Origin of the sequence: Burkholderia paludis (assembly GCF_000732615.1) — a bacterium.
In the GTDB taxonomy this organism is placed as follows: Bacteria; Pseudomonadota; Gammaproteobacteria; order Burkholderiales; family Burkholderiaceae; genus Burkholderia; species Burkholderia paludis.
Genome location: NZ_JPGL01000001.1, coordinates 229,310 through 253,255 on the forward strand (window position 1 = coordinate 229,310; position 23,946 = coordinate 253,255).

23 protein-coding genes are annotated in these 23,946 nt (G+C 58.9%); 22 read left to right on the plus strand and 1 reads right to left on the minus strand.

Features of this window, described 5'->3' with window-relative positions:
• Positions 1-49: 49 nt before the first annotated feature.
• The 8 genes from GQ56_RS0101105 (at position 50) to GQ56_RS0101140 (ending at position 5,829) form a co-directional block, all read left to right on the plus strand.
• Complete coding sequence (locus GQ56_RS0101105) at positions 50-1,177, plus strand: hypothetical protein (protein ID WP_031396887.1); 1,128 nt, start codon at positions 50-52, stop codon at positions 1,175-1,177.
• A 27-nt stretch (positions 1,178-1,204) separates the two neighbouring features.
• A complete protein-coding gene (locus tag GQ56_RS0101110; RefSeq protein WP_152601598.1) occupies positions 1,205-1,627 on the plus strand; it encodes a hypothetical protein in 423 nt (140 codons plus the stop codon).
• Positions 1,628-1,752: 125 nt separating this feature from the next.
• The gene (locus tag GQ56_RS0101115) at positions 1,753-2,946 is read left to right on the plus strand and encodes a hypothetical protein (RefSeq protein WP_031396889.1); all 1,194 of its coding nucleotides are present in this window, start codon (positions 1,753-1,755) and stop codon (positions 2,944-2,946) included.
• 76 nt (positions 2,947-3,022) lie between these two features.
• Entirely contained in the window at positions 3,023-3,349 is a 327-nt protein-coding gene (locus GQ56_RS0101120; RefSeq protein ID WP_152601599.1) for a hypothetical protein, read from the plus strand.
• 11 nt (positions 3,350-3,360) lie between these two features.
• Positions 3,361-4,089: a hypothetical protein gene (locus GQ56_RS0101125; RefSeq protein WP_031396891.1), complete on the plus strand. Its 729-nt coding sequence runs from the start codon at positions 3,361-3,363 to the stop codon at positions 4,087-4,089.
• Positions 4,090-4,091: 2 nt separating this feature from the next.
• Entirely contained in the window at positions 4,092-4,610 is a 519-nt protein-coding gene (locus GQ56_RS0101130) for a hypothetical protein (RefSeq protein ID WP_031396892.1), read from the plus strand.
• Positions 4,610-5,371, plus strand: coding sequence for a hypothetical protein (locus GQ56_RS0101135; RefSeq protein WP_031396893.1), 762 nt, complete (start codon positions 4,610-4,612; stop codon positions 5,369-5,371). Before GQ56_RS0101130 ends, GQ56_RS0101135 begins: the two co-directional genes overlap by 1 nt.
• A complete protein-coding gene (locus tag GQ56_RS0101140; RefSeq protein WP_031396894.1) occupies positions 5,368-5,829 on the plus strand; it encodes a hypothetical protein in 462 nt (153 codons plus the stop codon). Before GQ56_RS0101135 ends, GQ56_RS0101140 begins: the two co-directional genes overlap by 4 nt.
• Here GQ56_RS0101140 and GQ56_RS0101145 read toward each other — a convergent pair.
• On the minus strand, positions 5,807-6,001 hold the full coding sequence (locus GQ56_RS0101145) for an Arc family DNA-binding protein (protein ID WP_031396895.1): 195 nt from the start codon (positions 5,999-6,001) through the stop codon (positions 5,807-5,809). The genes GQ56_RS0101140 and GQ56_RS0101145 overlap by 23 nt on opposite strands.
• A gap of 95 nt (positions 6,002-6,096) precedes the next feature.
• Here GQ56_RS0101145 and GQ56_RS0101150 point away from each other — a divergent pair, with 95 nt between their 5' ends.
• From GQ56_RS0101150 to GQ56_RS0101215, 14 genes are all read left to right on the plus strand, one after another.
• Positions 6,097-6,888, plus strand: a complete 792-nt coding sequence (locus GQ56_RS0101150) for a hypothetical protein (protein WP_152601600.1) — start codon at positions 6,097-6,099, stop codon at positions 6,886-6,888.
• Positions 6,889-6,973: 85 nt separating this feature from the next.
• Positions 6,974-7,375 (plus strand): hypothetical protein, encoded by a 402-nt coding sequence (locus GQ56_RS0101155; RefSeq protein WP_031396897.1) that lies wholly within the window; start codon positions 6,974-6,976, stop codon positions 7,373-7,375.
• Positions 7,376-7,686: 311 nt separating this feature from the next.
• Positions 7,687-13,551 carry a phage tail tape measure protein gene (locus tag GQ56_RS39955; protein ID WP_052007098.1) on the plus strand — a complete coding sequence of 1,955 codons (5,865 nt, stop codon included), beginning with the start codon at positions 7,687-7,689 and terminating at the stop codon, positions 13,549-13,551.
• Positions 13,552-13,944, plus strand: coding sequence for a hypothetical protein (locus tag GQ56_RS0101170; RefSeq protein WP_031396900.1), 393 nt, complete (start codon positions 13,552-13,554; stop codon positions 13,942-13,944).
• Positions 13,941-14,435 (plus strand): phage minor tail protein L, encoded by a 495-nt coding sequence (locus tag GQ56_RS0101175; RefSeq protein WP_031396901.1) that lies wholly within the window; start codon positions 13,941-13,943, stop codon positions 14,433-14,435. The genes GQ56_RS0101170 and GQ56_RS0101175 overlap by 4 nt, the downstream gene beginning before the upstream one ends.
• The gene (locus tag GQ56_RS39960) at positions 14,422-14,964 is read left to right on the plus strand and encodes an NlpC/P60 family protein (protein ID WP_052007100.1); all 543 of its coding nucleotides are present in this window, start codon (positions 14,422-14,424) and stop codon (positions 14,962-14,964) included. The genes GQ56_RS0101175 and GQ56_RS39960 overlap by 14 nt, the downstream gene beginning before the upstream one ends.
• Positions 14,900-15,268 carry a Mov34/MPN/PAD-1 family protein gene (locus GQ56_RS47155; RefSeq protein WP_075122831.1) on the plus strand — a complete coding sequence of 123 codons (369 nt, stop codon included), beginning with the start codon at positions 14,900-14,902 and terminating at the stop codon, positions 15,266-15,268. Before GQ56_RS39960 ends, GQ56_RS47155 begins: the two co-directional genes overlap by 65 nt.
• Positions 15,213-15,842, plus strand: coding sequence for a tail assembly protein (locus tag GQ56_RS0101185; RefSeq protein ID WP_031396903.1), 630 nt, complete (start codon positions 15,213-15,215; stop codon positions 15,840-15,842). Before GQ56_RS47155 ends, GQ56_RS0101185 begins: the two co-directional genes overlap by 56 nt.
• A 9-nt stretch (positions 15,843-15,851) precedes the next feature.
• Positions 15,852-19,460 carry a host specificity protein J gene (locus GQ56_RS0101190; protein ID WP_081894795.1) on the plus strand — a complete coding sequence of 1,203 codons (3,609 nt, stop codon included), beginning with the start codon at positions 15,852-15,854 and terminating at the stop codon, positions 19,458-19,460.
• Positions 19,417-19,923: a hypothetical protein gene (locus GQ56_RS0101195; RefSeq protein WP_152601601.1), complete on the plus strand. Its 507-nt coding sequence runs from the start codon at positions 19,417-19,419 to the stop codon at positions 19,921-19,923. Before GQ56_RS0101190 ends, GQ56_RS0101195 begins: the two co-directional genes overlap by 44 nt.
• A gap of 61 nt (positions 19,924-19,984) precedes the next feature.
• Entirely contained in the window at positions 19,985-21,463 is a 1,479-nt protein-coding gene (gene pilV, locus GQ56_RS39965) for a shufflon system plasmid conjugative transfer pilus tip adhesin PilV (protein ID WP_031396906.1), read from the plus strand.
• Positions 21,450-22,160: a hypothetical protein gene (locus GQ56_RS0101205; protein ID WP_031396907.1), complete on the plus strand. Its 711-nt coding sequence runs from the start codon at positions 21,450-21,452 to the stop codon at positions 22,158-22,160. Before pilV ends, GQ56_RS0101205 begins: the two co-directional genes overlap by 14 nt.
• Complete coding sequence (locus GQ56_RS0101210) at positions 22,157-23,509, plus strand: SPASM domain-containing protein (RefSeq protein ID WP_052007102.1); 1,353 nt, start codon at positions 22,157-22,159, stop codon at positions 23,507-23,509. The genes GQ56_RS0101205 and GQ56_RS0101210 overlap by 4 nt, the downstream gene beginning before the upstream one ends.
• Positions 23,506-23,847, plus strand: coding sequence for a hypothetical protein (locus tag GQ56_RS0101215; RefSeq protein WP_017880827.1), 342 nt, complete (start codon positions 23,506-23,508; stop codon positions 23,845-23,847). Before GQ56_RS0101210 ends, GQ56_RS0101215 begins: the two co-directional genes overlap by 4 nt.
• The last annotated feature ends 99 nt before the right edge of the window (positions 23,848-23,946 follow it).

Below are 23,946 nucleotides of genomic sequence, written 5' to 3' on the forward strand. Positions count from 1 at the left end.
AATAATACGGGCTACATTCACCGGGCAGCATTAAAAGCACCAAACTGGCATGGCTAAGAGCGTTCCGATCACACAAAGAATTCAGAATCTGATCACCCGCAATAGCGGGGGTGATCAGGTCGACTTCAGCGCGATCGTCGTGTTCGAGGCCTCGGTCACTAACACGCGCCCGTTGACGAAGCCCGGTTCGATTTTCGACAAAGGCCAGATCCAGGTCGACACGCTCAACCAGATGGCCAGCTACCTCAACAGTGGCGGCTTCGTCCCCCTTCAGACCCTTCACCCGAACGGAGACGAACTCCCCCTCGGTCGTTTTTTCTACGGTGAAGTCCTCCCGTCGACGCTCGGTGACGGATCGAGCGAACTGGTCTGTCTTTTCTACTTGCCGAAAGACGACTCGAATGTCCCTAAGCTCGAAAACGGAATTATCGACGAAGTCAGCGTCGGTTTTGTCGGTCAACAACTGCTCTGTTCGAAATGCAGCTGGGACTGGCGCGGTCCGGAAGCCAGCTTCTCAAACTTCTACGACCGCGTGTGCGGGAATGATCACGTGCTCGGCGAAGACGGCGCGTATCTGAAGATCAACGGGCTGGATCGCTGGACTGAAACATCGCTCGTGTCGAAAGGCGCGGCGAACAACGCGAAGATCTTGGGCCGCACGAAGCAGCGGCTCGGCCAAGAGCAGTACGACCGCTTGGCAGCTTCGGGCGTCGCACCCGAGCATTTGATGCTGATTGCCACCACCACCACATCCCCTCGGAGTCCGAAGACGATGGATAAGGAACTGATCGAAGAACTGGCCAACCTGAAGGCTGGCCAAAAGATCCACGAACACACGATTTCGCTGAAAGACGCAGAAATCACGGCGCTCAAGACGACCAACGAGGCGTTGAGCACCGAGAACAAGACGCTGAAGGAAGGCACCGAGCTGAAGGCTGCGCAAACCTCGCTGGCCGAGTCGCAAGCGAAGGTGACGGAGCTGGAAGCTTCGGCAAAGACTGCTGAAACCGAGGTCGCCGATCTGAAGGCGAAGCTCGCGACCGCAGAAGCGCAGGTTGAAGTCCTGAAGGCGGGCGCTGGCAACGGCGGCCGCTCACAAGGTTCCGACACCGGCACTGGTGCAACGAAGGGGACGACGCTTCACGCGTCGAGCGCGTTCAAGTCCGCGCCGCGTTAAGCGAACCCGCAACACGAGAGGTAATTCATGAGCAACGCTATCGGTAACGGCGTCTCCCTTCGTGGTCTCTACGATGAGGATTCGCAGTATCCGTTCAACTTGGCCGCAGGCATCAAGAAAGGCCAGGACGAAGGCAAGGCCGTCTCGATCGACCCGACCGCGCCGAACACGGTGAAGCTGGCCGGCGACGGCGACCTGCTGGCCGGCCGACTTGAAACGATCGAAAACCGCGTGGCCGAAGGCCTGAACGTGGGCACGGTCTCGCTGGAAGGTGGCCTCGACTTCTTGGTCAAAGCGGGCTACGCCGCGACGCCGGGTGACCGCCTCGTCGGCGGTGGCGGCGGCACGGTTCGCAAGGCAGACCCTGCGAAGGACGCATTCGCTGGCTACTCGCCCTGGTGCGTCGTCGAAGTGCTGGCCAGCGGCAACGTGGTCGCCATCGAGCTGTAAAGAACGGCGGCAGATGACCTCGCCCACCACCGGGGTCATCTGCTGGAAAAGCTGCAAAACCCTCGTCAGTTCCGACCACCACCGGGCTGACGAGGGTTCAAAAACAACTGACAACGGATCAAAACATGGCAGATCTGATCGACATCGAACGCAAGGCCCCTGCGGAGGTACTTGCGAACCTCAAGCCGAGCGACGCGCTCGACACCCAGCGCTCGGTCGACGCTGGCAAGCGCCTCGTCCGCCTCTCCGCCGACGCTGGCCTGAACCTGCGTGACTACCTCACGCTCGCGATCGACCCGCGCAAGGCAGAGGACTCCGCACGCTACGAAGGTCTGAACGGCTACGAAGCCGCCCTCGCCTACCTGAACCTGCCAGTTCGCCAGGATCTGTCGCAAGGCGTCCTGCTGCAAGCCGCTTCGGAAACGTTCCAGACGTATCCCGGCACCCGCGCGATGTTCCCGGAAGTCATGGACGATATCCTGCGCTGGAAGAACCGCCAGGACCAGATCGAGCAAGTCGCCCCGCTCGTCGCGCAGTCGCGCACGATCAACGGCACCGAGATGATCTCGACGTTCGTCGAAGACGATTCGAACGAGCGCACGACGCACACGATCCCGGAACTGGGCCGCATCCCGGTTCGCACGATCCGCACGTCACAACAGACGGTCGGCATCTTCAAACACGGCTCGGGCTATCGTACCTCGTACGAATTCAACCGCCGTGCATCGCTCGACATCATGACGCCGTTTGCAGCCCGCGTCGGCCGCGAACTGGAGATCTCGAAGGTGCGTGCCGCGACGGCCATCCTGATCAACGGCGACGGCGTCAACGGTGCAGCCAGCGCGGTCAAGGTGTCGGATTTCGGTGGCGACGCCAGCAAGGCGTTCTCGTCGAACTACAAGGCGCTCGCGAAGTGGCTCATGGCCCGCGCCAAGGCCGGTTACCCGATCGACACGATCATCGGCAACTACGACATGTTCGTGGAACTGCTGTTCATGTTCCAGCCGGTGACGGGCATCTCGGGCGCGCACGCGACCGACATCGAAGCGCTGGTCGCACAAGGCACGCCGAAGATCAACACGCAGGTGCCGATCCTCAACCAGTCGGTGAACTTCCACCTGTCGTCGGCAGTGCCGGAAGGCAAGCTGGTCGGCTTCACGAAGGCTGAAACGCTGGAAGAGCTGATCGAAGCCGGCTCGAACATCTCGGAAAACGAGCGTTCGATCCTCAACCAGTCGATCACCTACGTTCGTACGGAAAACACCGGCTACAAGCTGGCGTTCCCGGACACGCGCCAAGTCCTCGACGTGACGGCGTAAGCCTCCGGTTGAGAGCCTGAAAGCCCGCCCCTCTCGGGCGGGCTTTTTTATGCCCTTTCATAGATAGATGATGAAGATGAAGAAGATCCTCGCACACACCACTGGCAAGTTCATGTTGCTCGACGGCATGAGCGGCGACGAACTGGACGCGTTCCGCCCTTCGGTCGTTCGTCAAACCCCGTTCATCAACACTCGTGTCGGTCTGAATCAGGTTGAGATCGTCGCGGAACTGAAGCCCGAGGCCACCGACGCCGAATACGTCCGCTTCTTGAAGGAAGCGGACGGCGACTTCGACGTCGCCAACGAATCCTTCCTCGCGGTGTATGGCATCGACGCAGAGCCGACCGAGGCGGGTGAAGACGCCGAAGCCGCACCGGCAACGTCCCGTCGTCGTCGCTCGTAAGGAGACGCGCCATGCAGTGGTTCCAGGCTGGTGAAGACCTCACCTTCGAAGTTGAGCTAATGGCCAGTGGCGTTCAGGCCCAGCCTGACGCCGGCTCCGTGACGTACACCGTGCGTGATCAGAGCGGCGCTGTCCTGGCCGGCCTGGACCACGCTGTGCTCGACGTACCGGGCACGACCGCCCATATCCTGCTACCGGCGAGCGCGAACGGTATCGCCGCGGGAAACGACACCGAGACCCGCTTCGTCTCCCTCGCCTTCAAGACCTCGGGACAGAGCCGTCAGCAGCAGGTGGCCTATGGCCTGCACCCCTTCATCCCGATGAGCGCCGATGCGGACGCTGTACGCGGTCTGATGGGGGTTTCCGTCGACGAGCTACCCGACGAGGCGATCGAGTTGATCCCGGCGTATTACTCGCTGCGCGCCGACTATGGTGCTGACTTCACGAACGCCCTGGTCGTCGGCGACAGCCGCACGCGCTCGGCCGCAAACCGCGCCCTCGCCGCGCGCACTGCGATTGATGCGCTGCCCTCCTTCCAGCTTCGGCTCGTGCAGTCGAAACAGGTTGAGAACTCGAACTTCTCCCGCTGGGACTGGGTCGACCTCGACAAGCTGAAGGAAGACCTCACAACTCAACTCGGCGCGAGCCTTGCGCAACTGAGCGACACACTGGCCCGAACCGTCGCCGTGACGCCGACGATCTTCGTGGTCTCCGCCCCTACTGACCCGGTGACAGGCTAGTCATGACCACTCTACCGCAGCTCACCCGAATCCTCGTGAACGTATCGCGGGGCAACGCCAAGGTGTACGGGATCGTCTCTTCACCGTCCGCGAAGTCCTCGTCGGAGCAGTTCACGACGCCGCAGCGCATGCTTCATGTGCGCCGTGGCTCTGTAGCCAACCCAGGCGACACGGTCAACGACCTCGGCTTCTACTACGTCCTCGGGGATTTCAGCCGAACGGCCAACGATGCGATCTTGCGCATGTTTCATCTCCCGTTCAACGGAGATGTCCAACGAATTTCACACCAGACTGACCCCGTTTCCGGCTTCGCGCGCAACGAAACGATATCGACGATCGGAAAGACGTGGTACGACGTTCGCCCCCTCGGCCAGACCACTGACGTCAGCAACTCCAAGCGTCAGCGCTATCGCATCATCACCGGGTTCCCGTTGCAAGAGGGCGACCTGATCGGGCCGAGCAACTATCGCATCTCGAATGTGAAGTTCGAGCTGGGAGTTACCGTCGCCGAGGCGGAGTAATGGCAGACGTCAAGGCTGTTCAAGACAGCGTGATGCAGTTCGTCCAGAACTTCATCTTCCAAAACGTCACGAACATCCTTGCTGACTACGCCGACAAGGTCTCGCTGAAGATCAAGGACGAGATCACGAAAAAGCTGAACTCGTTCTTCACCGATCTCGTCGGGACAGGTTCGATCGGCTCGTCCGAGCCACCTATGTGGCTCGATCAAGTCGGGGCACACTGGAACGAGCTGACTTACTTCTATCTCCATTACGAGAAGAATGATCACGTCAACTATTTCCAGTACAGCGTCCTCCCGCGCCGGGTGAAGAACAGCCCCGAGTCGCGTCGTATGCGCCGCAAGCACATCGGTGACGCCAAGCAGATGAAGAACTCCCTGCGTAACGAGCTGATGCGTCTGGGCAACCCATCCCAGTATTTTGGCGAAGTCAAGGTGACGATCGACGCGACGCGCATACAGAGTCTCGGCCGCTACCCCGCCGGGACGATGCGCAATGGGGTCAAGGTGGGTGGACGATACTACAGCCGCCCGTCCGACACTGTCCGCATCGTAGTCGACTGGCTCCCGAGGCTTAACAACATGAACGTGTTGATCGCGAACATGGTCGAGCAGTACCTGCCTGAGACAAACAACCTCGCCGCGAAGCTGACAAACAACCGGCGAGGCGCATACCGCCCGCTGGTGAGCGCCTACATCCTCTGGTATCAGCAGAACATGATCTTTCCGATCATCAACCGAGCAGTTGAACCATACCTATGAAAAGCGAAAACCTCTATGGCGATCACCTGTCGAGTCTCCTGAGATTCTGCGCAGACCAAGCGACCAACTTTCAGGCCTCGACGGGCATATCGCTTCAACCCGTCTTCTTCGACTCGTACAACGACTACGACAAGCTACCATCCGGCAACCTGATCGGAGTCGCGCAGTATTCACTCGACTTTGACGAACACCTGACGACGGTATCGGCTGTCGTCGGAGTCGCGACCGAGAACGATACGAACGACTTTAATCTCACGCGAGTGATGAGCGCACTGGTTCAGCGGCTGCTACCGACGAAGTCGATCGACGTGCTCGATGCGTTGAAGGGGGACAAACTGGGGACGATGGTGGTGCAAAACGGCGTTCGTGTCTTGCCCGTAGGTGGTGGGTTGGGACGATCCATGAAGTGGGTGGCGTTCATGGCATCGTCCACGGTTACTGCGGATCTTTCTTCGTAATGCTGCTGATGAGCTTCCGATCGGCGCTCGTAGCATTGTCGATCGCGGTTTCAAGCAGATGGATGATCTCTGCATTCCGCGTTCGACGGTTAACTCTCGCACGCTGCTTGATCTGAACATCGAGCGTGATGGGGATGCGTACCGTAAAGGCCTCGCGCTCTTCCAACTCCATTGCGTGGTTCCTCCATATACCAATAAAAACCTTTGATTCGCGAAGGTATCACACGTAGGATCGCTCCACCAGAATTTTAAACCGGAGAACTAACGATGGCTGGTGAAGCAAAGTCCGAGAAGTTCATGCTGGGGTCGGCCACCGTGATGATCGGCCCCCAAACTGACCTGTTCAACCTCAATCCCGACGAGCACTCGATCGGTCTCGTGAAGAACTTCACAATCAGTGGCCAGCCGGCATACACCGAGCTGACGCAGGGCGTGAAGAACAGCGTTGTGTACTCGGTGATGACCGGCAACCCCGTCACCGCCACGATGGAAGTATTCGAGCACACGTCGAAGAACCTCGCGTACGGCTTGGGTCTCGACGGTTCGGCGCTGACGCCGTCCACGGTCAAGACCACGCTGAACGCAGACGTGCCTGCGAACGCCGCCGGCGCGGACACGCTGCCGGTCGCATCAGCCACCGGCTTCGCGGTCGGCGACTGGATTCAAGCGATCGTGCCTGGTTACAGCGACCGTATGCTCGTCGCCAAGGTCAAGACTATCGATTCGACGGCGAAAACGCTGCAAGTCGTCAGCTCGCAGAAGTTCGACTACCAGTTGCCGAACGGTACGGTAGTCCAGAAGGTCAACGTGGTGGGTATCGGCTCGAAGGCTAACCAGCCGTTCCTTGCCGCGAAGGTGGTCGGCAACCTCGCCGACAACACGCCGGTTGCGCTGCTGATTCCCAAGATCCGCATCACGGGTGGCTTCACGCTGGCGTTCAAGACCGACGCGTTCGGCAACCTGCCGTACAAGTTCCAGCCGTACGATCTGGTCTCGACGGACCCGTTCTACGACGACTTCCTGCCGTTCGGGCAAGCGATGCTGGCGTCGGCAAACTAAGGTTCACGCCGGTACGGAGAAAAACCTTGAAGCACCAATCCCCACGACACATAATCGTGGGGATTTTTCATTCGGAAACCAAAACATGTCGACCACCACCACGCGACAAGCCCCGCCCGCAAAACTCGACGTCACTCTGGCCGGCGAGAAGAAGAGCTTGTTCATGTCTTTTGGCTTGCTCAACGAACTGTGCCGGGGCATTGGCGATGCTCAAGGCGCATTGCAAGTCACGGCAAACTCTCAACTTCGTGATTTCGCCTTGATGGTTGTGCTTTCCGATCGAGACGAAGAAGGCAACGTCGTCAAGCCGATCAACGTCAATCGAATCGAAATGTCCATCGAAGACGGTGAACGTTTGCTCGACTGGGTGGCGCAGCACGCAACTGATTTTTTCGTGCGGACGATGGAGAGAATCGTCACGGGACACAAGGACAAGGAAACCCGGTTGAAGGCCCTGAAAGAGTTGGCCGAAAACCCGGCAAGCTAACCGCATACACGGACTGGTTCCGCGACCTCACTTTCAGCGAGGCAGTGTGCTGGGCATTCGAAACTGTTCCTTCTGCATTGCCAATTATTTTCTGGAAGTACAGTCGCGAGGACATTAAAATCCGCACACGGTTGAAGCTCGGCGAATGCCAAGCAAACCACGTGCAACAGTTCCAGACGTTGGCGATCCTTCTCTCCGAAGCCCTCGGCACAGGGACTGCTTCGAGCACGTCCGAATCCTCCCAAGAAAACGTGCCCAAAGACTTCGCGGACGCCCAACGCCGGTTGGCAGCAGTCTTCGGGAAACGATAAATGGCGGGCGAGAATCAAGTACAACAGGGGCAACTGGACCTATCCCTTGGTCCGAAGATCTTTCAGGATGCGCAGTCCCTCTCGACCCTCCTCACTGAGATCTTCAAGCGCCTCAATGACATCAGCGGGATCGCGAAGCAAATCTCGATCCCCGGCGTTTCTTCCACCGATCCGAGTCAGTCCAACATCCTGGCTGCGATTGGTGGTCTTCAGCGCGACATGCGAACCATGCTCGCGACCGTACGATCGGGCGGACCGCAGGCGCAGATCAACCAAGCTCTCGTGCAAGGCACGCGCTCGCAGGCACTTTTCGGCTCGGACAATCGCGCTCAGCTCGAACAGCTGACCGCGCTCAATGCCGCCGCCGAGCGTCGTGTGCTCCTTGAGCGACAACTTCAAGTCGCCCAGGAAGCGAACCGTGAATACTCGACGTCGCAGATGAGCGCGGCGACGCGGATCTACGAGATCACGGCGCGGATCACTGAAGCCCAGCAGCGCTACAAGCAAGCGATCATCGACAGTGACACCGCGACGCAGGCCTCGGCCAAGCGCGACATGCGCGATGGCCAACAGCGTCTCGACCAGCTGAAGCAGGAAATCGATCTGCGCGAGCGTGGGGCGCGCGTACGCCTCGGCCGCGCCCTAGACAGCGGCAAGAACGTTGATGTCGCGCAGGCCCAACTCGCGATAGTGAACGCTGACAAGGCGGATCTCTCGACGTCACTGCGCACCACGGTCGGTGCTCAGCAACGCGCCGAACGCGACGCGGCGAAAGCCCTGAGCAACGAGCGCAAGCAACTCGAAAAGGACTGGACCGCAGCGCTCACTGAGGAGCGCAGTCGGCAAGCCGCGATCGAGAAGGCATGGAATCAAGCCATTGTCGAAGACCGTCAGCGCACGCAACGTGCCGATGCCACATTCGAGCGGCAACTGCGCTCCGCGCAGGTTGAAGACCACAAGCGAGCACGCGACGCCGAGGCATCGTTCGACAAGACATGGAATTCAGCTCATCTCGAAAACCTCAAGCGCGACAAGGCCACTGAGCGGAAGTTCCTGGCTGACTGGGATGCCGCAATCCTTGAGGACCACCGGCGCTCAAAGACAACGCAGAAGAAGCTCGAAGATGACTGGGATAACGCCATTCGAGAGAATCGTCGCCGCCAGCAGCAGGCAGACGAGGCAGCGGCTCGCGCCGCTGCTCAGTTCGGTCCCGATCGAGCGACGCTTATGCGCCTGCGTGATGCACAAGCCGAGAGCAACCGTCGCAACAGTCCCGATTTTCAGGATCAACAGGACTCAGCTACGCGTGCTCGTCGCTATCGCCAAACATTTGGCGACGGCGGAGCGTCAATCGCGCTGACGCAGACCGCCCTCCTCGCCAATTACAGCGTGACCCGTGGGGTGCAGACTGCGTTCACGTCCGCGTTGCAGAACACGATTCAGTACGAAGAAGCACTGGCCCACCTCAAGACGATCACGTCCGCGACCGATCTTCAGCTCGCCTCTCTCGCGTCAACTATCGAGACTGTCTCGAATGCGACACGTTACAGCGCGACGGATCTGACCAAGGCAGCTGCCGCCTTGTCGGAGACGGGTGTGACTACCAACCAGCTCGGTGTAGCACTCCGCGGCGTGGCTGACCTCGCCACCGCCACGGGCGAAGACTTCAACAAGACGGTTAACACCGTCACCGGTTCGCTCGGCGCGTTCAAGATGTCCGCGAGTGATACGGTTCAGGTAACGAACATGATCGCCCAGGCGGTCAACTCGTCGCGCCTGACAATGGACAAATTGAAAACGTCGATCGAAACCGCAGGCGAGACCGCGAGTGAGGCTGGTGTCTCGTTCAAGGAAATGCTGTCAGCGACCGTGGCCATCACGAATACTGGTACGGCCTCTGGTGCGACGCTCGGCGGTGGACTGCGTCAACTGCTGATCGACCTCGAAAAGCCGAGCCAGAAGTTCAAGGCAACGCTGGATCAACTGGGTCTCACGCAGCAAGACATCAACGTCAAGTCGCAAGGCCTGTACGGTGCGCTGAAGAACCTGAAGGATGCGGGCTTTACCGCAGCCGACGCCATGCAGGCGTTCGAGGCGCGCAGTGCGTCGGCGTTCACAGCACTCTCGGGCAACCTAGCCGAGATGAACGACTTTTCGTCCACATTGAATCACACGGATGCAGCAGCGCGTGCCAACGCTGAGCAGATGGAAACGCTCGGCGCTCAGTACGATCGCTTCAAGAACCAGACGTCGCTTCTGGTCGGTGACGGCTTCAAGCCGTTGCTCGACGGACTGAAGAACATCCTGGATATGACGTCAAGCGCCGAAGCCGCGTTGAAGAGCTACGGTGGGGTCACCGAGACGGTCGGCACGCTGATCGGCACGGGCGCACTCGCGGTGGGCTTGAAGTATGTCGGCGGGCTGCTCGGCGGCATCGCCGGCATGACATTCGGTGGCTTCGAAGCCGCTGCTGGTGTCGCTGCAATGGGCGGCCAGATCGGCCTCGTGATCGGCGCCATCGCAGGACTTACGGCCGGCGTCGTCTACCTTGTCAGTAAGCTGAATGACTCCGGGAAGGCGTTTGAGGAGCAGCGTACAGCTGTCAACGCTGCGAAAGATGCTGTGACATCGTCAAAGCAATCGTACGACAGCATCGGCCGTCAGATCGACACGCTACGCTACAAGATGACGGCGCTCAACGAGCACCCGGAACAGCTCAAGCGTGAAGTCGACGATCTCAGCGTCCAGTTCGAGAAATACGGCGTCACGCTTGACAAAGACGCCATCGGGAAAACCGAAAACCTGATCATTGCATTGCAGCGCTTGCAAGGCGAGCTTGGCAAGCGATATGAGTTGAATACGTCCGTCCTCAGCGCGCAGCTTGACGTCATGGTCGAGCGCGCCAAAGAGTCTACCGGGCAAGAGGCCGGCAAGTTCCAGGCAAATGCCTTTTCTGGCCCACGCGACAAGATCGAACAGTCCAGCGGTGTGACCCTGGTGACCTCTGAACCGTACTACGACGCCGCCGGTGTCGGCGTCGCTCAGGGGCAAGTTCGATTCAACGCCGTGCCTGGTGGGCGTCGATCCGCAGGCTATCTGCCAGTCGACGAGGGCGTGAACAAGGACAACATCCCCGCAATCATCCAGTACCTGAAGGATGCGGGCGCTGACGTGTCTGGCAAGGTCCAGGCGGGCTTGGTGGACGCAGCTGGCATCAACGGACAGCCGCATGATCTGGATGCTCAACGGGCCTTCTCGACGGCCGTGAATAATGCGATTGCGAAAGCAATTCAGGCGCGCAGTGGGCAAAATGCCTCGGATGCCGAGAAGGCGAATTCGTATGGCGAGGAGCAAGCACTGTCCAACTTGCTCGCCAATCTCCAGAAGGTCACGAACGGCCTGCAAACGGCACAAGGCTATCAGCATGATCTGGACCGTGCCAACAAGACCCTCGCCAGCCAGCGCTACGCCGAGACGAACCCGGCCGCGCAGGAGATCGTCAGAGCGGTCTCGGCGGCGGTCACTCGTACAACAGGCGTACTCGGCTCCCCTGAATCGCGCCTTGACTCACTCTGGACGGCTCTGAAAACGCAGGAGAGCGGAAATCGGCAGTTCGACAGCAATGGGCGACCAGTCACGTCGAACAAAGGGGCTATCGGTATCGCCCAGGTGATGCCCGACACAGCCCCCGAAGCTGCACGGCTGGCAGGCCTACCGTGGGACGACAACCGCTACCGAAACGACCCGACGTATAACGAGGCGATCGGCCGTGCGTACCTCAACGCTCAGTTAAAGAAGTATGGCAACAACTCGACACTCGCGCTCGCGGCCTACAACGGTGGCCCCAGCTACGTCGACAGGCTGCTGGCTACTACGAGCGGGGACGGCCGTTCGATGGATTTCCGCAACCCAACCGGCGTCACCGAAACCGAGTTCGTCAACGCGCTCAAGCCCGAGACACGCAACTACGTGCAGCGCATCGGCAGCGGCGCTGGTGCGTTCGGCCGCTACCAGAATCTCTTGAACAACTCGGGTCTTGCGAGCCAAGGCGCGGCCAACAGCCAGCTCATGCGTCAGCTCCAGTCACAGCTAGACGCATCCAGTGACGACATCCAGAAAGCATTTCTGCTCGCGCAGATCGACCAGCTAAAAGTCGCGCAGAACCACATCCAGCGCGAAATCGAGAATGCGCGTGCCGAGGCCGCCCCTTCCCTGAAAGCGACCAATTCCGCGGCTCAGCGCGCGCTTCAAGCTCAGCTGGCCGAAGTTGATACGCAGGCTGGTATCACCCGTGACCCGGAGAAGGCACGGCAGCTCGGCGACGTCGCCGTCGAGTTGATCAAGAATCAGTACAACCGTACGATCGACACGCTGAAGAAGACCAGCCCAACCCTTCAGATCGGCGATCACCGTGACTACGCAGATGACGTGAAGCAACAGCTTCAGTCGTTGCAGGACGAGATGGACGCGAAGGTTCGCTCGCAGATCGACAAGAACACGGAACGCGTGCGCAAGCTCAACGAGCAAATCAAGGCCGCGCAGTTTAAGGAGGACGAAGATCGGGCGCGAATGGCGTTCAACGCTTTCATGACCACGCTCAAGGGCGACGAGAAGACACGAACAAGCAATCAGGCAATCGAGCTGAAACGCAACTCGTACCCGGTCGTTGCCGATCAGGCAGCGTCGACATACATGAGTGATCCACGCTACTCGGCCCAGTTCAGCCAGGTTCAGCGTCAGTCGCTCAGCATCAAGGCAGCGGCCGATCAGGACGTCGTAGACGCGCGCAATCTCGTCACGTATCAAGCGAACATCACCGAATTGCGCGGCGAAATCGAGCAATTGCGGAAACAAGTCAACGCCCGTACGGCAATGCTTGGCGAGGAAGGTGATGGCGCTGGTTCTCCCGCGACCGGCCTGTACTCGCAGCTCGCTGCGGCAAAGGCCGACCCCGCGAAACGGGAGGAACAGGCACGCCTCGAAGCGACGATCGTGCGCCTCACCACGGAACGCACTGCGCAGCAGGGAGAACTCAACGCGCTGCAAGACAAGTCGAACGCACTGGTGGAGAGTCAGGAACGTCTGCAGGAGAAGCTGGCAGCGAAGACCACCACCGGCTCCTTCTCACTGATGCAGGGCATCAACGAGGCGAACAAAAACTTTCTCGACACACACAATGCGACTTCGATGGCAATCGACGGGTATGCCAACATGCTGAACGGGACCGACAACGCGTTGATCCAGTTCTTCGACGACCTGACCACCCACTCTAAAACCGCTGGTCAGGCCGTCAAGGATTTCGGCGTGTCATTCCTGAAGATGGTCATGCAGATCCTCGAACAACAAGCCGCGCTCATGCTTATCAAGGGCTTCCTGAGCATGTTCGGGACAGCTGCGTCCGCTTCCGCAGCGCCCACGGCCACAGGTGGCTTTGATATGCCCGCCACCGGCACCGCACTCGCGGTCCAAGGCGGCTCCGTCAGCAACGGCCTCGTCTCCCGCTCGGCAGGTGTGAAGCGCTTCGTGTCCGGCGGCAGCGTGACGGGCGGGATGCCCGGTCGTGACTCCGTACATGCTCTTTTGAAAGAGGGAGAGTATGTGCTAAACGATGGCGCCGTGTCGACGGTCGGCACCGACTTCCTCGACAACCTCAACGCACACAGCAACCGAGTCGTCTCGAAGAGCACGCCAGCACCGAAGCCCGAACGCGAGAAGCAGCCGCAGCACGTCAATGTATGGGTCGTTGCCCCGGATCAAAAGCCACAGATGGGTCCGAATGACGTCGTCGCCGCGATTAGCAACGACATCGTCACGGGCGGCTCTACGAAGAAACTGATCAAGCAAGTCGCACTAGGTCAAATGTAAATGGCAACGTCACTCACTTTCGACTTTCCGAATCATCTGGTCGAGGAGAAGTACCCCGAGTCTGGAACACGCATCCAGCTCGGGAACTCCTATGTCTTCGCTACGCCGCCGACCGCTCCGGAACAACGTACTTTCATTCTCTCATTCGAGACGATGTGGCGCGGGCTTAATGCGGACGGCACAGTGGACATCGCAACAAATCCGCTCAACAACATGGGGCTACTGAAAGACTTCTACGAAACGTACAGACTCTATAAGACATTCCAGTATAAGCACCCGTGGCTGGGGGCCATGAACGTCCGCTTCAACAAGCCTCTCGAAATGCCGAAGGGTAAGAAGGGAGCCGACGGATGGTCTGAGTCCTTCAGCGTCGAGTTCGTGGAGATGCCGTGAGATCCGATCTTCCCGACACCCACGTTTCCCAGTCCTTCGAGCTGTCGGCCGATGGACTGGTCGACCTGTTCAAGTTGGAACTCAATAGCATCTCAGGTGGCACGGTTCTTTGCATGACGGCTAAAAATCAAGTCGTTTGGCAAGGCATGGTATTCGAGTCCATTCCCATCACCCTCGCCGGCGAAGGCGTTCGCACGGATGGCCAATGGAATCGACCGAAGCTGACGGTTGCCAACCCTGACGGCATCTTCTCGGCATTCATTGCACAGGGCAAGACCGACAGCGCAACGGTCACTCGCTACCGCTGCCATCTTGAGGATGTGAAAAACAATGTTGGCCGCTATCAAATCAACATCTGGCGCATATCGAAGACTCTAAGCATGAGCAATTCGATGGCGACATTCGAACTGCGTACCCCGCTCGACGGACAGATGTTCTATCTGCCGGCACGTGCCTTCTACCCACCGGAGTTCCCGCATGTCTCTCTATGAAAAATACATCGAAGGGTTCGAGGGAATCCCTTATATCGAAGGCCGCGATGATTGCTATGGCCTCGTGCGCAGATGGCTGGACAAGACCTACGGAATGAAGCTGACGAACTACGCTCGTCCGTGTGCCTGGGAGAACGACGGTTTCAATCTACTTGGTGACTACTTCAACCGCGAGGGGTTTGTACTCGTCAATACGCCATTGAATCGCTTGCAGATCGGCGACCTATTGATGATGCACGTCGCCAGCAGGACGGGCATCTCGAACCACATCGGCGTCTACGTCGGCAACCAGTACGTATTGCATCATCTGTATGGCCAGGCGTCGAAAGCCGACCCACTGAACGACCGATGGAAGAACCGCATCCTTGATGTCATCCGGCATCCGGACATCGCGGAGAAGAATCACGAGCAAACGGAGTCTGTCGACTTCATGACCCTGCTGCCACCCCACTTGAGAGAGAAGTATGAACGACGACTTGTTGAAACTCTGGACTCCCCTGACCGAACGGTGCGGCTTCCTCCTAAATGACGGGTCGATTGTCGAGTGCCAAAACGTCCACGAGCAGCCTGAAATAGGCTTTGAAATTACCCCCGCGTCTATCCGACAATATGAGGATCAGATTGCTGCCACATGGCACACGCATCCGCACACGGGGCCTAACCTATCTGCTCAGGACTACCGTGCATTTCAGGCGTGGCCGCGGTGGTTCCACTACATCATTGGCGAGCACGATGTCTGGTGCTACTACGTCAGAAACAACGCGGTGATTTTGCTCGATGAAGATGATCTATCTGCATGGCTCCCTGAAGGAACTGCACCCGGAGCCGATTAACGTCCATTCCACCACGGCTGCTGAAGCGCTGACGGTGCTGAAGCAGTTCCCTGGATTTGACGCTGAGAACCCCGTCGATGTGCGCGTCGACGGCTTCGATTGCCGCGACGCGCTGTTCGTGCAGACCGACAAGACCGAGTTGCATGTCTACCCCGCCCTGCGTGGTGCGGGTGGAAACGGCGGCTTCCTACAGATCCTGATCGGGGCCGTAATGGTCGTGGTCGGTACGGTCCTATGGTGGAACGGCCCGATAGGGGGCACGATGGCCCAGGTGGGCATCGGCATGATGATGGGAGGCGCGATGATGATGCTCGGCGGGGTCATTTCAATGCTTGCCCCACAACCTAAGCTGGGAACGGGTTCAGCGACGAACTCTAGCTTGATAATCCCTGCCAGCCAGAACACCGTGAAAATCGGCACTCGACTACCGCTCCTGTTCGGCCGAGTGAAGCATTTCGGGCACTACCTGTCGTTCAACGTCGATGCAAAGCGGTACGATGATTCCAACATGGTCCTCGGTGGCTACTGCAACCAGAACGGGGACGGTCAAGCACTCCACTGCGTACTCGCATAACAAAAATACATGATGATTGTCGAAGAAGAATGCCCCCTCCAGAGCATCCGCGGTGCGAGCGGCGGTGGCTCCAGCTCGCCCACGCGAACGGACGACAACCTGTTTTCGAGAGACGTCGTCGAGATCGTCCTTGGTCTTTCTCAAGGCCCGATTCGAGGACTGGTCGACGGCATGAAGTCCTTCTCTGTCGGCGGGACGCCGCTCATGTCGCAGGACGGATCGCTGAACTTCAGTTCGTTCAACCTCGGCGTCAAGCTCGGCACCACGCATGACTCCGCAGTCAACTACGTCCTGGGCGGCGAAAGCTCGAACACCCAGGTCGGCACGCGTCTATTTCAAGGGACGTGGGTCAACCGCCAGACTGACCAAGCGCTGAAGGGAGTGATCGACCAACTGCAAGTACGGATGCAGTTCAATGTCCTCTACGTCCAAAACAACGACGGCTCTTTCAACAACACGGCACGCTTCCGAATCCAGTATCGTCCGGCATCCAGCTACGCTGCGTGGTCAGAGGTTCAAGGTGGATTAATCAAGGTGACGGGTAAAACCACGAGCGGCTACATGGTCGACTACTCGTGGGACGTGCCTCGCATCAGCGACAACTGGGTGATTCGGGTACTGAAGGAGAACCCGGACGCCAGTACGACCGAATTTTGTGACCTCACCTGGGAAAGCTTCCAGATGGTCACGAAAGGGAACCGCTCGTACAACCAAGTCGCGCTCCTCCATCTGGTCGCCAAGGCGACGAGCCAGTTCAGCTCGATCCCGGACTTCTCAGGCATCTACGACGGGCTGGAGATCCTGGTTCCTACAAACTACAACGGTGACATGCACTCGTACGACGCGAGCGGCCCGTGGAATGGAACGTTCAAGCTCGCGTGGACGAACAACCCGGCGTGGATTCTGTACAACCTCATCATGAATCCCACATGGGGTCTCGCGAAGTATTACCCCTGGATCACCTGCAACCGATTCGACTTCTACGACGCGGGGCGCTGGTGTGATGAGATGGTCCCCGACGGCATCGGGGGCTGGCAACCGCGCTACACCTTCAACCTCGTCCTGACCGACCAGCAGACTGGCCTCGACATGTTGAAGTATGTCGCCGGCAGCTTTGGCGCGGTCATCTTCGACGACGCCACCGGCATGGTTCACCTGCGTGTCGACAAGTGGGAAGAACCTACCTTGATGTTCACGCCCGAGAACGTGACGCCCGAAGGCTTCAGCTATACGTTCACGGATATGTCGACGCGCTACAACGACTACGAGGTTCAGTTTGTCAACCCTGACATCGACTGGAACGTCGACCATCGGCGCGTCCCGTACGAAGAGCACATCGCGCTCAACGGCAGCATTCCGTACCAGTTTCAGGCGATCGGCTGCACGAACGAGCACGAAGCTGTTCGTCGCGCCACCTATCAGCTGATCACGTCGACCACCGAGTGTGCCACGGTGTCATTCATGACCGCGCGCCTCGGCCGCGTCATCGACCCGTACAAGCCGATCTACGTCGCAGACCCGATCACCGGCTGGTCGTCCGGTGGTCGCATCAAGTCCATCTTCAACAACAAGATCTATCTGCGAGATCCGATCTACTTCACGATCAACCAGAACTACAACCTGCGACTTCAGTCCGTCGATGGATTGTGGAACCTCGTTGTGAACCCTGGCAAGACCGGAGCCGCAACCGAGCTGACGATCGTGAGTGGCGTCACTCCGCCGAACATTCCGGATCGCACCGTCTTCACGATTGAAGACAACGGCGGATTCGGCATCGCGAAGCCATTCCGTCCGATCGCGATCGAGCCAGTTGACAATCAACCTGACACCTACAAGGTTACAGCTGTCGAAGTCAACGTCAACAAGCAGGCCGCAGCGGACAACTGCGTGCCGATCGGCAGCAAGCAATATTCGTTTAAGAACCCGCTGATCCCTCCTCCGCCGACGAACATGGTCATGGCTTCCGGGACGGAGCAACTGATCATCGGTCAGGACGGTTCGATTCAGGCGCGCATCCTCGTGTCTTGGGACCCACCTGCAAACGCGATCGTCAAGCGCTACGACGTGCAGTGGAAGGAAAGTTCACAGTCGACATGGCTCACCGCAAGCACGACGGGTGAAAGCCTATTCCTTGGTCCTTGTAAGAGCGGCGTTGATTACGACATCACCGTGTGGGCAATCAGCACGTTCGACTACCGCAGTTCGCAGCTTTCTGCATGGAACTACCGATGCGTCGGCAAGGATGACCCGCCGAGCAACGTGACGAACTTTAACGTCATACGCCGTCAGAACGACATTCTGCTGAAGTGGGACCCGATCCCCGATCTCGACCGCGCCGGTTACGAGATTCGCCTTGGCACGTCGTGGGAAACTGGAACGGTTCTCGTGACTGACTACGCAGCGACGCAGTTCGCATGGACGACGGATACCGGAGGGGCATACTCGTTCATGATCCGCGGGATCGATACGAGCCATAACTTCTCGCCGATCCCGACGATCCAGACTATCGCGTTATATGGCCCGTCCTCAGTACGTGGCGTCATTGCTGTTCAGTCGTCGAACCGGATCGAGATGAGCTGGAAACCGAACCCGGAAGACAATATTCTCGACTACGAGATCCGTGAGGGTGACTCGTGGGCGACCGCAGTGTTCGTTGCGAAGACGAAATCTACAAGCTTCGGTTTTACGGCCGGCGCAGGTGGTACGCGCAAGTTTTGGCTGAAGTCAATTGCCGCCCCTGGCATCTACTCGGACAAGGCAACCTTCGTCACTACCGACGTCGCTCAACTCGACAACACCAACATCGTGTACGAGTCGGACGAACTGTCGAAAGGCTTCACCGGCATGCGGTACAACATGGTTGTCTACGGCGACTCTTTGCGAATGGACGATGGAAAGGCGAAGGCAGAGTACATCTTCAGCGTGTCGCTCCCGACGAGCTTCCGTGCGCAGAATACGCTCTTCATCGGTCTCGACGCGATCGTCGACTTCACCATGCGGTGGAACGACGCAACCTTCCCGTGGGACGACGCCAGAGCGCAGATGCCGTGGGCCGCAGCGGGTGACATCTCGTCGATCAACTACCGTGCCGAGATTGCCACGCTCACTGCATTACCGCCTGACGTGCTTTATGCGATCAAACTCGACAATACGCTCGGATTCTCCGGCCCCGGTGAGGACGGATCGGTCACCGAGCAGCAGACGGTTAGCTACCGCGCTGGCAAGTATGGCTCGGGGCTTTTCGTGCAGACTGCGCCGCTTCAACCGGTGCCGACTCGCGTGACGTTCGACGCTAATATTCCGAACGTGTTCTCGACTAGCTTTTGGGTCATTCCATACGACGACAACGACGATACCTGGTCCAGCTTCTGCGGACGGAACGGCGCGCAAATCACGATCGGCTATCAAGCGTCCACGATGAGTGTCTATGCGATCGACAACAACGGTAAGAAGATCTCCGTCCCGATCGATCTGGAAGTAGGCGAACGCTACTTCGTCGCTATTTCTCAGGATACAAACAAGCGCACGTTGTACGTCGGCCGAGAAGGCGGATCGGTATTCCGAGGGACCCTCGATGTCCAGGGTATCGGACAAACCATCAACTACAGTTTGTACTGATATGGCACACGTAATTTCCGATATCACCATCTCGAAGAAGGTGCTCGACGACAACGGTTTCCTCGCACTGCTCACGTCAGACAGCCCGACTGGCTATGCGCCATTTCAACCGTTCGTGCAGGGTGACTACGAGTATCAGACTGCCCTCTTTCGCATCTCTATGAACTCAACTTCCGGCGACCGTGGGGTGATCAACAAATTGAGCGTTGTCGTCGACGTTCCCGATATGTTCGACAGCGGCGACAACATCATCGACGGGACGACACCGACGCGAATCTTCTTCACGCGTCCATTCCACGTCGCACCGAAGGTGACCCTGACCGTGCAAAGCGCGAGCGACCCATGCACCGCGAAACTTGTCGCTGGCTCGGTCACGCGCACGTATTTCGACTGCTTCCTTGAAAGGGCTTCCGATAAGGCGAAGATCGACGGCGCTTTGACATGGGCCGCTCACGCATACTGAAATCCCTTGGGTGCTCTGGCCAGCGCTCGTAAAATTCGTCTTGCTAACGGACACCACCACGATGCAGAACTACACACAGATTCCCGACAGCCAGCGGGTCTCCGACTCGCTCGCGCCGCTGCTCAACAACGACCTCACGGCGATCTCGCGTAACTCTGGCGACTCCTTTCCGATCACTGGACTCCAGATCGGTATGCCGTACCTCAGCACGTCGCAGAACAAGCTCTTCCGGCTTACGAGCCTGACGCCGGTCACATGGGTGGTCGAAATCGACTACAACCGCTCGATCGCATATCAGGACAACCTCGATCAGGTTGCGGCTTCCGCAAACAGCCGCGTCCTCAAAAGCGGCGACAATATGACCGGCCCGCTCACGCTCTCGGGAGATCCGTCTCAAGCACTGCACGCCACGCCGAAGCGGTACGTTGACGCTCAGGCGCAGGCTGCAACCACCGCAGCGAACAACCGCGTGTTGCGCTCGGGCGACCAGATGACCGGCCCGCTCACGCTCTCGGGCGACCCGTCACAGCCCTACCACGCCGCGACGAAGAACTACGCCGACTACCTCTACAACTCACTGAACAACGCCAAGCTCGGTCGCAACGGCGACACCGTGTCCGAGCTGTACAACAACGGCTGGTTCCGTTCGAACGGACAGGTCGGCTGGTACAACCAGACGTACGGTGGCGGCATCCACATGACCGACACCAGCTATGTCCGCGTATATGGCGGCAAGGGCTTTGCGACCGACACGCATACGCTCGAACAGGGCACGGGCGGGATCTGGACATCGCGCTATGGCTGGTTGGAGAACTACTTCGCCGGAAAGGGTGCGGAAGACCGTCTCAATTCGGTTGGCACGACCGATGGCGGCGACGGATGGCACCCCGGAGGCTGGCCGTGGATCCCAAACGGCGTGATTGCACCACAGTCCTTCTACCTCCAGCGCTCGGGAAATCAAGTCCAGCTCGTGCGCGTTTGGGGCAACTGCAACTGCAACTGCGCATGCACGTGCTTCCCGGCCGGCACTCGAATCATGATGGCTGACGGGAGCTGGAAGTACGTCGAGCAGATCCAGATTGGCGACATCGTCATGACACCGCTTGGGCCGGAAGCCGTGCTCGACGTCGAGACCCCACTGCTGGGCGATCGGAAGATGATTTCGTTCGAAGATCGTTCATTCTTCTGGACCGATGATCACGCATTCTGGACGCGTCGCGACGGCGTGCAGTCGTTCGGCGTAGTAGACAAACAGTCGTGGTTGCGTGGCGTCGAACTGGGTGTAGTAAAAGGCCTGCCGAACAATGATGACGTTCGCGTTCTGGACGACCGCTGGGATGAATTCGCCCACATCGACGGCTGGCAACGCAAGCGCGTGATGAAACACGACATGAACCGCAATACGAAGGTCTATCTGCCGATCGTCGGTGGATGCCACATGATCATCGCCGAAGGTTATGTTGTCTCGGCCGGCGCGAATGGGTATGACTTCGATTACAACACCTTCGAATGGAAAGGACTCAGCCATGCTGGTGCATAAAGCCCTCATCCCCGACGACTTGACTGAAGACCAGCGCGCTCAAGCTTACGGCATCGCCACGGTCATCCCTACCCCAACTGGCTTCACGATGCAGTCGACGGACCTGAGCCTGTACTGGCAGTTCGACTTGACCAAGGTCGATCATGGCAATGACGTCCTGCATCTCGTCCGTACCCGAAATGGGCAGTACACCATCGTGTGGGGCAGCGACATCCACGAGTCGAAGGACAGCATGTCGTCTGCCCTGCTCCGCAAGAACATCGACTCGTTCATGCCGATCGTGCTCATCGGCATCAACGAGGCGAAGGACGACTACACTGCGGTCTTCTTCTGCTTCACCATCGAGCCAGCCAACCCGACCCCGTACATCGACACGACGGATGAAGGCGGTGACATGGTCCTCAAGCGGCTCATGCCAACGATTGCACCGATCATCGACCGCTGGCATGCGAAGCACAAGCTGCTGAAGAACATCAAGACGAATGACGCACTCGCCGCGCTCGAAGCACAGGTAGACCTGCTCACGGAGTTGCTGTTCACCATCCTGCCGGCCGGCGCGTTTCCATCTGATAAACGGCAGAAACTCCTTGACGCTGGTGTGCTGAAAATGAAGGATGGGGACCTCGCCTTCAACGACATGGTCGCCTTCAAGACGGCGCTCCGCGCGCTTCAGGCGACGTATCTAGCCACCAGATGACCACCTTTCGCCTGAAGACGGTCGACGCCTCTGGCGTCGGCCGCGACTTTTTTTACAACAACCAGCGCAGCACCCTCACCGACGACCGCGGACTCGACGTGGTGACCGAACGTCCGAGCGAGCCACGCGCGCCGGCCGCGCACCCTGGCCACAAAGACCGCGTCATTCGCACGCTGAAGGTCCAGCTGGGCCTCTCGTGCAACTACAGCTGCGACTACTGCTCGCAACGATTCGTACCGCACGCGGACCAGACCAACCCCGGCGACGTCGACGTGTTCATGTCCCGCCTCATGGCGAACTGCTATCTCACCGAGGACGCGACGGTCGAGTTTTGGGGTGGCGAACCGATGGTGTACTGGAAGACGCTCAAACCGCTCGCAGAGAGGCTGCGGATGCGTTACCCCGGCATCACCCTTCGGATGATCACGAACGGCTCCCTGATCGACCACATGAAGGCCGGATGGCTCATTTCGATGGGGTTCACGATCGGCATCTCGCACGACGGACCAGGGCAGAAGGCACGCGGTCAAGACCCCCTCGATAACCCCTTGACGCGCGAAGCGATCCTCATGCTGTACCAGCGGCTGCGTCCACTGAACCGGATCTCTTTCAACGCGATGCTGCATAGGGACAGCACGTCGCGGCGCGCGGTGCGCGACTACTTCATCAAGCTGACGGGCGACACCGACGTGCCGATCGGCGAAGGCATGTTCGTCGACGCGTACGACGAAGGTGGCCGCTCGATGTCGTTTCACGACGCGCACGAGCATGTCCGCTACCGCGCTCGCGCCTTCGACGAGCTGAAGAGCGGTAATGCGCTCAACTTCGACAGCGTCACGCAGAAGATCGTGGACTTCGGCGAGTCTGTGGTCACTCGGCGTGAAGCACGCACGCTCGGTCAGAAGTGCGGCAGCGACCGCGCTGACACGCTGACGATGGATCTGAAAGGCAACGTGCTGACGTGTCAGAACGTGTCGGCAGTAGCGGTAGCGCCGAACGGCCAGCCCCATCTCGCCGGCAACGTGCAAGACATGAACGCAGTTCAGCTCAAGTCCTCGCGCCACTGGTCGACGCGAGAGCACTGCAACGCGTGCCCCGTACTTCAGCTCTGCAAGGGCAGCTGCATGTTTCTCGAAGGAGACTTGTGGGATGTCACCTGCGAGAGTGCATACAGCGACAACGTCGTATTCCTTGCCACGGCGCTCTATGAGCTGACTGGCTGCACCCTTCAGCGTATCGAGCCGTTGACCGGCACGCTGCCTGAGCATCGCCAGATCGTCTTCGGACCTCTGGCCAACAAGCGGACCACCACCCGCAAAATCATTCAGATCAAAACGGAAACGCCATGAACGATCAACAAACCACTCCCCTGATGAACGAAGGCCAGATGATGCACCACGTGCTGACGCTACAGCGCAACGAGCTGGCCGATCGCCTCGCTCACGCAAGCGTCGCAGCTGGTCAAGCTGAGCAACAAGTGCAAGCACTGGCCACGGCGAATGCAACCATGCAATCTGCGCTCGACGAGGCGAACGCTGCACTCGAAGCGACGAAGAGTGCGCTGGTCGCGAGCCAGTCGCGCGCTGACCAGCTTCAGAAGAACCTCGACGACGCCAACCGGAAGCTTGCTGCGCAGCAGCGACCGATTGAAGGCGCGCCCACGTCGGTTGATCCGATACCCGCATAAGCACGCGAATAGGTGCTAAGTGAACCAATTAGGTTCACTTATCATTTCCTGTGCAAAACTCTTTGTGTCTGCGTAAACCCCAACCTTAAAATTCTCGGC